General features: G+C 75.5%; 16 protein-coding genes. 11 read left to right on the top strand and 5 right to left on the bottom strand.

The window, feature by feature from the left end:
• Positions 1-4 precede the first annotated feature (4 nt).
• Positions 5-190, top strand: a complete 186-nt coding sequence (locus tag ACWIX3_RS24465) for a ferredoxin (protein ID WP_448609940.1) — start codon at positions 5-7, stop codon at positions 188-190.
• Between the two features lie 160 nt (positions 191-350).
• Positions 351-635 (top strand): GNAT family N-acetyltransferase, encoded by a 285-nt coding sequence (locus tag ACWIX3_RS24460; protein WP_448609939.1) that lies wholly within the window; start codon positions 351-353, stop codon positions 633-635.
• A 63-nt stretch (positions 636-698) separates the two neighbouring features.
• On the opposite strand, the gene ACWIX3_RS24455 is transcribed toward ACWIX3_RS24460, so the two are convergent.
• Positions 699-1,208 carry a VOC family protein gene (locus tag ACWIX3_RS24455; protein WP_448609938.1) on the bottom strand — a complete coding sequence of 170 codons (510 nt, stop codon included), beginning with the start codon at positions 1,206-1,208 and terminating at the stop codon, positions 699-701.
• Positions 1,209-1,309: 101 nt separating this feature from the next.
• On the opposite strand from ACWIX3_RS24455, the gene ACWIX3_RS24450 reads away from it, so the two are divergent.
• Both ACWIX3_RS24450 and map read left to right on the top strand, forming a co-directional pair.
• Positions 1,310-2,233, top strand: coding sequence for a polysaccharide pyruvyl transferase family protein (locus ACWIX3_RS24450; protein WP_448609937.1), 924 nt, complete (start codon positions 1,310-1,312; stop codon positions 2,231-2,233).
• Positions 2,230-3,000, top strand: a complete 771-nt coding sequence (gene map / locus ACWIX3_RS24445) for a type I methionyl aminopeptidase (RefSeq protein WP_448609936.1) — start codon at positions 2,230-2,232, stop codon at positions 2,998-3,000. Before ACWIX3_RS24450 ends, map begins: the two co-directional genes overlap by 4 nt.
• Positions 3,001-3,122: 122 nt before the next feature.
• Here map and ACWIX3_RS24440 read toward each other — a convergent pair whose 3' ends face one another.
• Entirely contained in the window at positions 3,123-4,289 is a 1,167-nt protein-coding gene (locus ACWIX3_RS24440; RefSeq protein ID WP_448609935.1) for a cystathionine gamma-synthase, read from the bottom strand.
• A 77-nt stretch (positions 4,290-4,366) separates the two neighbouring features.
• Positions 4,367-5,761 carry a cystathionine beta-synthase gene (locus ACWIX3_RS24435; RefSeq protein WP_448609934.1) on the bottom strand — a complete coding sequence of 465 codons (1,395 nt, stop codon included), beginning with the start codon at positions 5,759-5,761 and terminating at the stop codon, positions 4,367-4,369.
• A gap of 158 nt (positions 5,762-5,919) precedes the next feature.
• Between ACWIX3_RS24435 and ACWIX3_RS24430 the strand changes: the two genes are divergently transcribed.
• The 7 genes from ACWIX3_RS24430 (at position 5,920) to ACWIX3_RS24400 (ending at position 12,059) form a co-directional block, all read left to right on the top strand.
• On the top strand, positions 5,920-6,654 hold the full coding sequence (locus ACWIX3_RS24430) for an aldo/keto reductase (RefSeq protein ID WP_448609933.1): 735 nt from the start codon (positions 5,920-5,922) through the stop codon (positions 6,652-6,654).
• Between the two features lie 126 nt (positions 6,655-6,780).
• The gene (locus ACWIX3_RS24425) at positions 6,781-8,001 is read left to right on the top strand and encodes a cytochrome P450 family protein (RefSeq protein WP_448609932.1); all 1,221 of its coding nucleotides are present in this window, start codon (positions 6,781-6,783) and stop codon (positions 7,999-8,001) included.
• Positions 8,002-8,045: 44 nt separating this feature from the next.
• Positions 8,046-9,062: an aldo/keto reductase gene (locus tag ACWIX3_RS24420; protein ID WP_448609931.1), complete on the top strand. Its 1,017-nt coding sequence runs from the start codon at positions 8,046-8,048 to the stop codon at positions 9,060-9,062.
• Positions 9,059-9,847, top strand: a complete 789-nt coding sequence (locus ACWIX3_RS24415; RefSeq protein ID WP_448609930.1) for an alpha/beta fold hydrolase — start codon at positions 9,059-9,061, stop codon at positions 9,845-9,847. Before ACWIX3_RS24420 ends, ACWIX3_RS24415 begins: the two co-directional genes overlap by 4 nt.
• Positions 9,844-10,362, top strand: a complete 519-nt coding sequence (locus tag ACWIX3_RS24410) for an XdhC family protein (protein ID WP_448609929.1) — start codon at positions 9,844-9,846, stop codon at positions 10,360-10,362. Before ACWIX3_RS24415 ends, ACWIX3_RS24410 begins: the two co-directional genes overlap by 4 nt.
• Before the next feature lie 73 nt (positions 10,363-10,435).
• On the top strand, positions 10,436-11,836 hold the full coding sequence (locus tag ACWIX3_RS24405; RefSeq protein ID WP_448609928.1) for an FGGY family carbohydrate kinase: 1,401 nt from the start codon (positions 10,436-10,438) through the stop codon (positions 11,834-11,836).
• A 52-nt stretch (positions 11,837-11,888) separates the two neighbouring features.
• Positions 11,889-12,059, top strand: a complete 171-nt coding sequence (locus ACWIX3_RS24400; RefSeq protein ID WP_448609927.1) for a hypothetical protein — start codon at positions 11,889-11,891, stop codon at positions 12,057-12,059.
• Between the two features lie 61 nt (positions 12,060-12,120).
• Here the strand turns inward: ACWIX3_RS24400 and ACWIX3_RS24395 are convergent, their stop codons facing one another.
• Positions 12,121-12,927 (bottom strand): inositol monophosphatase family protein, encoded by an 807-nt coding sequence (locus ACWIX3_RS24395; RefSeq protein ID WP_448609926.1) that lies wholly within the window; start codon positions 12,925-12,927, stop codon positions 12,121-12,123.
• A 21-nt stretch (positions 12,928-12,948) separates the two neighbouring features.
• Positions 12,949-13,125: a DUF2795 domain-containing protein gene (locus ACWIX3_RS24390; RefSeq protein WP_448609925.1), complete on the bottom strand. Its 177-nt coding sequence runs from the start codon at positions 13,123-13,125 to the stop codon at positions 12,949-12,951.
• Positions 13,126-13,141: the final 16 nt, after the last annotated feature.

Below are 13,141 nucleotides of genomic sequence, written 5' to 3'. Positions count from 1 at the left end.
GCGCGTGGAGGCCGACAGCGAGCTCTGCATCGGATCGGGCGCCTGCGAGGTCCTGGCGCCGGACGTCTTCGAGGTGGGGGAGGACGGCGTCGTCCGGGTGCTGCGGCCCCGGCCCGGACAGGCCGACGAGGACGCCGTCCGGGACGCCGTCGCCCAGTGCCCGACCGGGGCGCTGGGCCTCACCGACTGATGGAAGGACCCCCTGCCCCCCACCGCTCGTAGAAGGACCCCGTCCTCCCCACCCCTCGCGAGCTCGGGGCGTGGGCCCCGGGACGGGGCCGGGGACCCTGCACGTGGGCCGTCAGGGCTCGGGGCGGTGCCCTGGACGGGGCCGAGGAGAATGTGCCGGCATGGAGCTCACCGTCACCGACGTCCCCGAGGCCGGCCGCTACGAGGCCCGCGCCGCCGACCGCGTGCTGGGCCTGGCTGCCTACCAGCGCCACGGCGACCGGGTGGTGTTCACCCACACCGAGGTCGACCCCGACACCGAGGGCAGCGGCGTGGGCAGCACGCTGGTCCGCGGCGCGCTGGACGACGTCCGGGCGCACGGCCTGCGGGTGGTGCCGCGCTGCTCGTTCGTCCGCGCCTGGATCGACCGGCACCCCGACTACGCCGACCTGGTCGACGCCTCCTGAAGGACGACCCGGCCCCCGCGCAGGGTCCCGCCGCGAGCTCGCGAGGGGCAAGGGGGTCCTCCGTCAGAGGACGTGGTGGCCGTACATCTCGCCGAGCGGGTCGGCGATGAGCTCGATGCGCGCGCCGTCGGGGTCGCGGAAGTAGACCGAGACGCCGCTGTGCACCTCGTGCGGGACACCGGCGTCGGTGAGCCGCCGCACCAGCTCCTGCCAGCGGTCCGGGTCGACGCTGATGGCCATGTGGTGCAGGCCGCCGAGCACCTCGGCGTAGGGGCCGACGTCCAGGCCGGGGAAGTCGAAGAACGCGACCAGGTTGCCGTTGCCGATGTCGAAGAAGAAGTGCGACGAGCCCGGGTAGTCGCGGTTCTCGATCAGCTCGGTCAGGGGGAAGCCCAGCACGTCCTGGTAGAAGCGGACCGTCCGCTCGACGTCGCTGCTGATCAGCGCGGTGTGGTGCAGGCCGCGGGCGGTGGACGCCGGCCGCTCGCCCGGGGGCTTGAGGTGGGCCTCCCGGATCCGGGTGCGCGCCTGCTCGATGGCGGTCAGGTCGAGATCGCCGGCGGTCTCGCTCACGGGTCCTCCTCGGGGTCGGACGACGGTCGGGACGACCGATGCGACCAGGATCTCGTTCCCCCGACAGGTCCCGGTCACCCGTCGGTGCGAGGCTGGCGGCCATGCGTGTCCTGCTCGCCGGGTGGTTCTCCTTCGACGAGGTGATCGCCACCGTCGGCGACGAACTGGGCGCCGATGTGGTGGCCCGGTGGCTCGCCGACCTGGGCATCGACCACGACGTCGCCTGGGCGCCCTACCTCGAGCGGGGCGTCGACTGGCGGGACGTCGACCCGGACGCCTACACCCACCTGGTGTTCGTCAGCGGCCCGCTGGCCGACCGGCCGCTGCTGCGGGAGCTCACCGGCACCTTCGCCGGCGCGCAGCGCTGGGCGGTGAACGTGTCGGTGGTTCAGGAGTCCGCCCGGGCCCTGTTCGACCGGGTGTGGGAGCGCGACGCGCCCGGTCTGGCCCGCCCCGACCTCGCCGTCGAGGGCCCGGAGCCGGAGGTGCCGGTGGTCGCGGTGGCGTTCACGCCGGTGCAGGGCGAGTACGGGGAGCGCAGCCAGTCCGAGCGGGTCCGCGACGCCATCGAGGAGTGGCTCGCCGACCGCGCGCTGCCCTGGCTCGAACTCGACATGGACCTCTACGAGAAGCCGCACGCCCGCCGTCCGGCCCAGGTCGAGGCGCTGGTGCGCCGGGCCGACGTCGTGGTGAGCATGCGGCTGCACGCGCTCGTGCTCGGTCTCAAGCACGGCCGGCCGGTCGTGGCCTGCGACCCGATCGCCGGCGGGGCCAAGGTCACCCGCCAGGCCGCGGCACTGGACTGGCCGCTCGTCGTCCCCGCCGAGGAGGTCAGCGCCGAGGCGCTCGACGCCGCCCTGGCGCGCTGCCTGTCCGGCGAGCTGGCCGAGCGGGTGCGCGTGGCGGGAGAGCGGGGCCGGGTGGGCAACGCCCGCGCGCGGGCCTGGTTCGAGCAGCAGTTCGCCCGCCCGGGGACGCCGGTGGGGGACCGCCCGACTCCCGTGGCCGCCGAGGAGGACCGGTGATCGAGCTGCGCACGCCCGGCGAGCTGGACGCCATGCGCGCCGCGGGAGCCGTCGTGGCCGACATGCTGGCCGCCGTCCGCGCCGCCGCGGCTCCGGGGGTCCGGCTCACCCGGCTGGACGAGGTGGCCCGCGCCGTCCTCGCCGACGCCGGCGCGTCCTCGCCGTTCCTCGGCTATGCGCCGCTGGCCACCACACCGCCGTTCCCGGGCGTCGTCTGCCTGTCGGTCAACGACGTCGCGCTGCACGGCATCCCGACCCCGCAGGAGCTCGAGGACGGCGACCTGCTCAGCGTCGACGCCGGCGCCACGCTCGACGGCTGGGTGGGCGATGCGGCGATCACCTTCCCGGTGGGCACGGCCCGGTCCGACGACCTCGAGCTGGTCGCGACCACCGAGCGTGCCCTGGCGGCCGGGATCGCCGCGGCCGTCGTCGGCAACCGCGTCGGCGACATCTCGGCGGCGATCGGTGCCGTGGGCCGGGCCGGCGGGTGCGGGATCAACACCGACCAGGGCGGCCACGGCGTGGGCCGCTCGATGCACGAGCCGCCGTCCGTCCCGAACGAGGGCCGCCCCGGCCGCGGGCTGCCGCTGCGCCCCGGCCTGGTGATCGCGATCGAGCCCTGGTTCCTCGCCGGCGGCAGCGACGACTACCGGGTCGCCGCCGACGGCTGGACGCTCTACAGCGCCGACGGCAGCCGCGCGGCGCACGTCGAGCACACCGTGGCGGTCACCGAGGACGGCCCGCGCATCCTGACCGCTCCGCGCTGACGGCACCTCCCGCGCCGGCCACCGGTCGCGCCGAGTGGGCCCCCGCAGGGGTCCGCGCAGGCGCGACGCAGCGGCTCAGCAGCGGCCGGGGGCGGCACCTGAGGGCGGTGTGACCCGGAGGGTCACGGTGTGAGGGCCTGGTCGAGGTCGGCGACCAGGTCCTCGACGTCCTCGATGCCGACCGACAGCCGCACCAGGTCGGCCGGCACCTCGAGGGGCGAGCCGGCCGCACTGGCGTGGGTCATCCGCGCCGGGTGCTCGATCAGCGACTCCACCCCGCCCAGGGACTCGGCGAGGGTGAACACCTGCGTCCGCTCGCACACCCGCAGCGCGGCGTCCTCGCCGCCGGCGAGCCGGAACGAGAGCATCCCGCCGAAGCCGGACATCTGCTTGGCGGCGATGTCGTGCCCGGGGTGGTCCGGCAGGCCCGGGTAGCGCACCGACGCGACGGCCGGGTGGCCGAGCAGGAAGTCGGCGACCCGGGCGGCGTTGGCCTGGTGCCGGTCCATCCGGACGCCGAGGGTCTTGATGCCGCGCAGCACGAGCCAGTCGGACAGCGGGCCGGAGACCGCGCCCATCGCGTTCTGGTGGAACGCCAGTTGCTCGGCGAGCCCGGTGTCGTCCCCGGACGCGCCCCCTCCGACGATCAAGGCGCCGCCGACGACGTCGGAGTGCCCGCCCAGGTACTTCGTGGTCGAGTGGACGACGACGTCGGCGCCCAGCGTCAGCGGCTGCTGCAGGTAGGGCGAGGCGAAGGTGTTGTCGACGACCAGCAGCGCCCCGCTGTCGTGCGCGACCTCGGCGAGCAGTGCGATGTCGGCGATGTTGAGCAGCGGGTTCGTCGGCGTCTCGCACCAGATCACCCGCGTGCCGGGCCGGATCGCCGCCCGCAGCGCGTCGACGTCGTTGAGGTCGGCCGGCGTGTGCTCGACACCCCAGCGTGACGCGACCCGGGAGATGAGCCGGAAGGTGCCGCCGTAGGCGTCCCCGCCGAGGACGACGTGGCTGCCGGGCTCGCAGACCGTCCGCAGCAGGGTGTCCTCGGCGGCCAGGCCGGAGGCGAAGGCCAGCCCGGTGCGGCCCTGCTCGAGGGCGGCCAGCGCCTCCTGCAGGGCCGTCCGGGTGGGGTTGGCGCTGCGGGCGTACTCGTAGCCGCCGCGCAACCCGCCGACGCCGTCCTGCTTGAAGGTGGTCGCCAGGTGCAGCGGGACGACGACGTCGCCGGTGGCCGGGTCCGGGTCCTGCCCGGCGTGGATGGCGCGGGTGTTGAAACCGGGGACCTCGCCCATGGCTCGACTCCGCCCTCGTTCCGCTCCTCGCTCGCCGGCGCTCGCTGCGATGCGCGCTCGGGCGTCGTCTCCGCGGTTCATGCCCCGACCGTAGGAGCCAGCCCCGCGAGGTGCCCGAGCACGTCCTGCCGGGTCACGACGCCGGCCGGTTTGCCCTCCTCGTGCACCAGCAGCGCGTCCGCCGTCCCGAGGGCCGAGACCGCGGCGCTGACCGGCTCGCCGGAGCCGATGATCGGCAGGGGCGGGGACATGTGCCGCTCCACCCGGTCGGAGAGGTTCGCCCGCCCGGCGAAGAGGGCGTCGAGCAGCGTCTTCTCCTCCACCGACCCCACGACCTCGCCGGCGGTCACCGGGGGCTCGGCGCGCACCACCGGCAGCTGGCTGACGCCGTACTCGCGGAGGATGTCGATGGCCTCGCGCACCGTCTCGTTCGGGTGGGTGTGCACCAGCTCCGGCGTCGCTCCGCCCTTCCCGGCGAGCAGTTCACCGACGGTGCCCTGGGTGGCCTGCTCGAGGAAGCCGTAGTCGGCCATCCAGTCGTCGTTGTAGATCTTCCCGAGGTAGCCGCGCCCGCCGTCGGGCAGGAGCACCACCACGACGTCGTCCTCCGTCAGGCCCTCGGCGGCGCGCAGCGCGGCGACCACGGCCATCCCGCAGGAGCCGCCGACCAGCAGGCCCTCCTCGCGGGCCAGCCGGCGGGTCATGGCGAAGGAGTCCCCGTCGCTCACGGCGATGATCTCGTCGGCGATCGTGCGGTCGTAGGCGTCGGGCCAGAAGTCCTCGCCCACGCCCTCGACCAGGTAGGGCCGCCCGGTGCCGCCGGAGTAGACCGAACCCTCGGGGTCGGCACCGACCACGCGCACCCGCCCGCCGGAGGCCTCCTTGAGGTAGCGGCCGGTGCCGCTGATCGTGCCCCCGGTGCCCACACCGGTGACGAAGCAGGTGACCCGCCCCTCGGTCTGCTCCCAGATCTCCGGCCCGGTGGTCTCGTAGTGCGACCGCGGGTTGGCCGGGTTGGCGTACTGGTCGGGCTTCCAGCCGCCGGGGATCTCGCGGGCGAGCCGGTCGGAGACCGAGTAGTAGGAGCGCGGGTCGGCCGGGTCGACGGCGGTCGGGCAGACGTGCACCTCGGCGCCGTAGGCCTTGAGCACGTCGACCTTCTCCTTGCCCACCTTGTCGGGGCAGACGAAGACGCAGCGGTAGCCGCGCTGCTGGGCGACCAGCGCCAGTCCGATGCCGGTGTTGCCGCTGGTCGGTTCGACGATCGTCCCGCCCGGCCGCAGCGCGCCGCTGGCCTCGGCCTCGTCGACCATCCGCACGGCGATGCGGTCCTTCACCGAGCCGCCGGGGTTGAGGTACTCCACCTTGGCCAGCACCAGGGGCGCGTCCGGCCCCAGGCCGCGGGTCACGGACGTCAGCCGGACCAGCGGGGTGTGCCCGACCAGTTCGATGACGTTCTCGGCGTACTGCACGGCAGGCCCTCCTCGGCGGTCGGCCGCTCGCCGTCCGTCACGACCATCCCACCAGACCGGCGGCGGCCCCGCCGGGTGTTGTCGGCCCTCCCGGCCCGACGGGACCATGAGGTGTGATCGAGACCTTGCCCTCCGTACCGCTCGACGGTGCCCCCGGCATGCCCCTGCTCGGGTTCGGCACCTGGCTGATGAACGGCTCCGAGTGCTACGAGGCCGTCCGCACCGCCCTGGACGCCGGCTACCGGCACCTCGACACCGCGGCGATCTACCGCAACGAGGCCGAGGTCGGGCGGGCGCTGCGCGACTCCGGCGTCGACCGCGAGGACGTCTTCGTGACGACCAAGCTGCCGCCGCCACGGGCCGACCAGGCCGACCAGGTGCTGGCGGGGTCCCTCGACGCGCTCGGCGTCGACGCGGTCGACCTGTGGCTCGTCCACTGGCCGCCGGGCGGTGCCAGGCCGGACGTCTGGGAGCGCTTCGTCGCTGCACGCGAGGCCGGCCGGGCGCGGGCGATCGGCGTGAGCAACTACTCGCTGCAGCAGGTCGACGAGCTGACCGGGGCGACCGGCGTGACGCCGCAGGTCAACCAGATCAGCTGGGCGCCGTCGCGGTACGACCCGGCCGTCGAGGCCGGGCACCGGGAACGCGGCGTCGTCCTGGAGGGCTACAGCCCCTTCAAGAACACCGACCTCGGCGACCCGGTGCTGCGCGAGGTCGCCGACGCGCACGGCGTCACCCCGGCGCAGGTCGTGCTGCGCTGGCACGTGGACCACGGCGTCGTCGTCATCCCCAAGTCGGCCACGCCGGAGCGGATCCGGGCCAACCTGGCGATCGGCGGGTTCTCGCTCTCCGACGACGAGGTCGCCCGCATCGACGGCCTGGCGCAGGTCTGAACGCGGCGGTGGAGGGCGCCGGTGACACGCCGTCCGCCTTGCCGCGGGGCTCCCGGTACCCGACGCTGACTCGATGAGCCGGTTCCCGGACGACGTCCTCCTCCGAGGCACCAGGGGGGTGTCGAGGTGACCGCGGTCGACGACTCGGTCTTCGAGGGCTCCTTCTGGCGCGACCCCTATCCCGCCTACGAGCGGCTGCGCGCGCAGGCCCCGGTGCGCGAGGTGGCGCTGCCCCGCGGCGGCACCACGTGGTTGATCACCCGGTACGACGACGTGCGCGCGGCCTTCACCGACCCCCGCCTGGTCAAGGACCACCGCGCGACCCTGCCGCCGGAGGTCCGGGAGCACGCCCCGCGCCTGCCGGGCCCCTTCGGCTCGATGATGATCCTGCTCGACCCGCCGGACCACACCCGGCTGCGCCGGCTGGTCTCCCGCGCCTTCACCGCGCGCCGCACCGCCGAGCTGCGGCCGCGCATCGAGACACTGGCCGCCGGCCTGCTCGACGCGTTGCCCGCGACCGAGCCGGTCGACCTGCTGGCCACCTACGCGGTGCCGCTGCCCATGGCCGTCATCTGCGAGCTCCTCGGGGTGCCCGACACCGACCGCGACGCCTTCGGCACCTGGTCGCGGGCGCTGGTCGACGACCACGACGACGTCGACCAGCAGCAGGCCACCGCGGGGCTGGCGGACTACCTGTACGCCCTGGTCGAGACCAAGCGGCGAGCCCCGGACGGTGCCCTGATCTCGGCCCTGGTCGAGGTCTCGGAGGCCGGTGACCAGCTCAGCACCGAGGAGGTCGTCGCGATGGGCGTGCTGCTGCTCATCGCCGGCCACGAGACCACGGCCAACCTCATCGGCAACGCGGTGCTCGGCGTGGCCACCGACGCCGCGTTGCGCGCGCACCTGCTCGGCGACCCGGAGCGGATCCCCGCGGCGGTCGAGGAGTTCCTGCGCTGGGACGGCCCGGTGCACAACGCCCCCCTGCGCTTCGCCGCCGAGGACGTCGAGTACTCGGGCACCACCATCCCCGCGGGGTCGGTGGTCACGCTCTCCGTGGGCGCGGCCAACCGCGACCCGGGACGCTTCGACCGGCCCGAGCTGCTCGACCCCGACCGCGAGACCGGGGGGCACCTGGCCTTCGGTCACGGGATCCACTTCTGCCTGGGCGCCCCCCTGGCGCGTCTCGAGGGGGAGGTGGCCCTGCGGTCGCTGCTCGACCGGTTCCCCGACCTCCGCCTGGCCGCGCCGCCGGAGGATCTGCGCCACCGGCGCAGCGTCATCGTCCACGCCCTGGAGCAGCTGCCGGTGGTCCTGCAACCCGCGGCCGCGCGGAGTGCCTCCGGGTAGGCGGGCGGTGGCGGGTCCGCTGGGGGCGGGACGAGGATGCGTGGGTGACCTCTCCCTCTCCCGTCGGTACCCGCACGCTCGGCCGCGACGGCCTGGTCGTCTCCGACCTCGGCCTCGGCTGCATGGGCATGAGCCAGATGTACGGCGCGGCCGACCGCGACGAGTCGATCGCGACCGTGCACCGCGCCCTCGACCTCGGCGTGACCTTCCTCGACACCTCCGACGTCTACGGCGACGGGCACAACGAGGAGCTGGTCGGGGAGGCGATCACCGGACGGCGCGACGAGGTGCAGCTGGCCACCAAGTTCTCCCTGTCGCGCAACGACCGCGGCGGCATGGACATCGACGGCCGCCCGGAGAACGTGCGGGCCCGCGCCGAGGCCAGCCTGCGCCGGCTCCGGGTCGACGTCATCGACCTCTACTACCAGCACCGGGTCGACCCGAAGGTGCCGATCGAGGACACCGTCGGTGCCATGGTCGAGCTCGTGCGGCAGGGCAAGGTCCGCCACCTCGGGCTGTCCGAGGCGTCGGCCGCCTCCATCCGCCGCGCCGCCGCCGTCCACCCGATCGCCGCGCTGCAGAGCGAGTGGTCGCTGTGGACCCGCGACCTCGAGGCGGAGGTGCTCGGCGTGGCCCGCGAGCACGGCATCGGCATCGTCCCGTTCAGCCCGCTGGGGCGCGGGTTCCTCACCGGCGCGATCCGCAGCCCGGAGGACTTCGCCGAGGACGACTGGCGCCGCGGCCACCCGCGCTTCACCGGCGAGGCCTTCGCGGCCAACCTCCGGCTGGTGGACGCGGTCCGGGCGCTGGCCGAGGAGAAGGGCTGCACGCCCGGCCAGCTGGCGCTGGCCTGGGTCCTCGCGCAGGGGGACGATGTCGTGCCGATCCCCGGCACCAAGCGGCGCAGCTACCTGGAGGAGAACGTCGCGGCCGCCGCCGTCGAGCTCTCGGACGGCGACCTCGCGCGGCTCGGCGACATCGCGCCGCCGGGGGTGGCCCAGGGCGGGCGCTACGTCGACAGCTCCTACGCGTACGGCGACAGCCCGGAGCGCGCGGCGTGACCGTGCCGGCGACGAGGCTGCGGGTGCCCGGGGCCGACGGCGTCGAGGTCGCCGTGCACCGGTGGGGCGCCCCCGGCGACCTGCCGCCGGTGTACCTCCAGCACGGCTTCGTGGCGGACACCCGGCTCAACTGGGTCGGCACCGGGACCGTCGGCGTCCTCCTGTCGGCCGGGCGGGAGGTCGTCGGTGTCGACGCCCGCGGGCACGGGAGGTCGGACAAGCCGCACGACCCCGCCGCGTACGGGGAGCGCCGGATGGCCGACGACCTGCGGCGGGTGGCCGATGCACTCGGCCACGACTCCTTTGACCTGGCGGGCTACTCGATGGGCGCGACGGTCGCGATGCTGACCGCGTCCACCGACCGGAGGGTGCGCCGGCTGGTCGTCGGGGGTGCCGGCGCCCCGTTCGTCGAACCCGGCGGTGCCGAGCGCCACTCCGTCCTGATGGCCGGGCTGGCTGCCGCGCTGGAGGCGGCCGACGTCGCCGACGTGCGAGATCCCGCCACCGTCGTCTTCCGCCGGCTGGCCGACGCCCTCGACGCCGACCGGCGTGCCCTGGCCGCGCACGCCCGTGCGGTACACGCCCGTGACGCCGACCTGGCCGCCATCACCGCGCCCACGCTCGTCCTCGCCGGCGACGCCGACCCGCTGGCGGTCCGCCCCGAGGCGCTCGCCGCTGCCATCCCGGGTGCCCGGGTGGCCGTCGTCCCCGGCGACCACTCGACCGCCCTCCGGACGCCGGCCTTCGCCGCGGCGCTGGTCGGCTTCCTCGGGGAGGCATCGTGACCGACCCGACCTGCGGGGTGGCGCACGGAGCCCCGGCGCCGGAGGTCACCGGGCGGGTGCTCGTCGCCGTCTTCGCCTCGCCGGTGGCCGAGGTGCTGCTGCGCTGGGCTCCCGAGCTGGGCTTCCGCACGCTGTTGCTCGACCCCGATCCCGCCCGGGGCGCGGGCCTGGCCGGCTTCGCCGACCTCACCCGGCACCTCGACGGCACGGACCCCTCGGACGCCGACGTCGTGGTCACCGACCACCACCGCCCCGAGCTCGGCGAGGTGCTGCGCGACGCGCTGGCCTGCCAGGTCCGCTGGGTCGGCGTGATGGGCAACCCGCGTCACGAGGGCCCGCACGTGGCGGCGCTGGCCGCGCTCGGCGTCCCGCCCGAGGAGGTGGCGCGGGTGCACCGGCCGATCGGGCTGGACATCGGCTCGCGGACCCCGGCCGAGATCGCGCTGAGCACGCTGGCCGGGCTCGTGGCCGACCGCAACGGCCGCAGCGGCGGGCCCGCGCACCGCCCGACGTGAGCGAGCTCGCGAGCTCGTGCAGCGGCACGGCACCCTCGGGCACGGGCTCGTCGAGCGTCGGCGAGGAGAACACGTGACCGACGTCCTGCTGGGTGCCGACGTCGGCACCAGCGGGCTGAAGCTGCTCGCGGTCGACCCCTCCGGTGCGGTGGTGGCCGAGGCGGAGTCCGGCTACGAGGTCGACCGGCCACGGCCGGGTCGGGCGCAGACCGACCCGGCCGTGTGGCGGGCGGCCCTCGACGACGCGCTGGCGCGGGTGGCGCCGGCGCTGACCGGCCGACGGGTCGCCGGGCTGGGCCTGTCCGGGCAGATGCACGGCACCGTGCTCGTCGACGCCGCCGGCACCCCGGTGGCGCCCGCCGTGCTCTGGCCGGACGGCCGGGCCGCCGCCGAGGTGGACCGCTGGCGGTCCCTGCCGGCCGCCGTCCGCGCCGCGCTGGCCAACCCGTTGGTGCCGGGGATGACCGGCCCCGTGCTGGCCTGGCTGGCCGCGCACGAGCCCGGGCTGCTCCGGCGGGCGAGCGCGGTGCTGCTGCCCAAGGACGCGCTGCGCGCCTCGCTCGTGCCGGACGCCGACCCGCGGGTCACCGACCGCAGCGACGCCTCGGCCACGCTGCTGTGGGACGTCGTCGCCGACGGCTGGTCGCCCGAGGCCACCGCGGCCGCCGGCATCGACCCGGAGCTGCTGCCGCGGGTGCGCCCGTCGGCGGAGGTCGTGGGCGCCGCCGTCCTGCCGGTGGGCGAGGTGCCCGTGGTCGTCGGCGGCGGGGACACCCCGCTGGCCCTGCTCGCCGCGGGCACGCGCGCCGGCCGGCAGGTCAACCTGGGCACCGGCGCCCAGGTGTTGCTCCCCGGGTGGACACCGGCGCCCGCCGACGACCCGCCGGTGCACGGCTACGCCGACGTCGAGGGCGGCTGGTACGCGATGGCCGCGCTGCAGAACGGCGGCCTCGCGTGGACGTGGGTGTGCGGGGTGCTCGGCCTGGCGCCCGCCGAGCTGTTCGAGGTCGCGGCATCGGTCCCGCCCGGCGCCGGGGGAGTGGTCTTCCGCCCGTTCCTCACCGGTGAGCGCGGTGGGGTGGCGGGCCCGGCCGACCGCGGCGGGTGGACGGGGCTGACCGCCGGCACGACCCGCGCCGAGCTGGCCCGAGCCGCGGTCGAGGGCGTCGTGTTCGCGGTGGCGGCTGCCGCGGGGCTGCTCGGCGGGGAGGGGCCGGTCGTCCTCACCGGCGGGGGCGGCCGGCCGGTCGTCGTCCAGCAGCTGCTCGCCGACGTCCTCTCCGTCCCCGTGCGGTACCTGCCGATCCGCAGCGCCTCGGCGGTCGGCGCGGCGCTGCTCGCCGCCCGCGGCACCGGCGCCGAGCTCGCAACGGGCCGGCAGCCGGGGCGGGCGGTGGAGCCCCGGCCGGAACCGGGGGTGGCGGACGCGCTCGACCGGTGGCGTGCGGAACGGGGGACGCGGGTGCCGCGTTGATCCGCACAGGCGGGCGGAACGGCCGCCCGGACGACGCGGAGGAGGACCGGGGATGGCGTCGCTGTTCAGCAAGCTCACCCAGTTCGCGAACACGCCCAAGGGCCGTCAGGTCATCGCGCAGGCCACCGAGAAGGCCCAGCAGCTGGCCAAGGACCCGAAGACCCGGGCGAGGATCGACGACGCCCGCCGTCGCTTCCAGGGCGGGCGGGGCACCGGCCGCTGAGGGAGGACCCCGTCCTCCTCAACCTCGCAGGCGCGGGGTGGGACCGTGACGGGGACGGGCCTCAGGCGGCGGGCTTGGGCTGGCGCAGCAGGCCCAGGGCGGCGTCGTGGAGCAGGCCGTTGGTGGCCAGCGCGCTGCCACCGGCCGGGCCGGGGACGCCGGAGAGGTCGGTGAACGCGCCGCCGGCCTCCCGCACGATGACGTCGAGGGCGGCCAGGTCCCACACCGAGACCTCCGGCTCGCAGGCGACGTCCACCGCGCCCTCGGCCAGCAGCACGTAGCTCCAGAAGTCGCCGTAGGCGCGGGTGCGCCACACCGACCGGGTCAGGTCGAGGAAGCCGCCGAGCAGCCCGCGCTCCTCCCAACCGGACAGGCTGGAGTAGGACAGGCTCGCGTCGTCCAGCCGGCCGACCCCCGACACCGTGCAGCGGGCCGCCGACTCCAGTCGACGGCCGGTCCAGGCGCCGACGCCCTTGGCCGCCCACCACCGGCGGTTCAGCGCCGGCGCGGAGACCAGGCCGACGACCGGCTCGTCACCGTCGAACAGCGCGATGAGCGTGGCCCACACGGGCACGCCCCGCACGAAGTTCTTCGTCCCATCGATCGGGTCGAGCACCCACCGCCGCGGACCGCGGCCGGTCATGCCCATCTCCTCGCCGAGCACCGCGTCGCGGGTCCGCGCGCGGGCGAGGGTGATGCGCAGCTGCTCCTCGACGGCGCGGTCGGCGTCGGTGACCGGCGTGAGGTCCGGCTTGGTGTCGATCTGCAGGTCCAGCGCGCGGAAGCGGTCCAGGCTGATCGAGTCCGCCTGGTCGGCCAGCACGTGCGCCAGGTGCATGTCCCCCGTGTAGTCCCGGCCCGGTGTCATGGGCACCGAACCTAGCGGCGCTCAGTCGAAGACCGCGGCACTGACCCCGCTGGGCCCCTCGTACTCCCGGTCCTCGATCTTCTGCAGCGCGTCGAGCACGTCCTGGTCGCCGCCCTTGGCGTGCTCGAGGATCTGCTCCTTCGTGGCCGGGTAGTCCATGCCCTTGAGGGCCTTCTGGATGTCGATCGGGCTCACCATGTCCCCGGGCTACCCC

The sequence above is a fragment of the Geodermatophilus sp. URMC 60 genome, assembly GCF_053502585.1.
The sequence above is the reverse complement of the archived record's forward strand: the minus strand, read 5'-3'. Positions and strand labels throughout refer to the sequence as shown.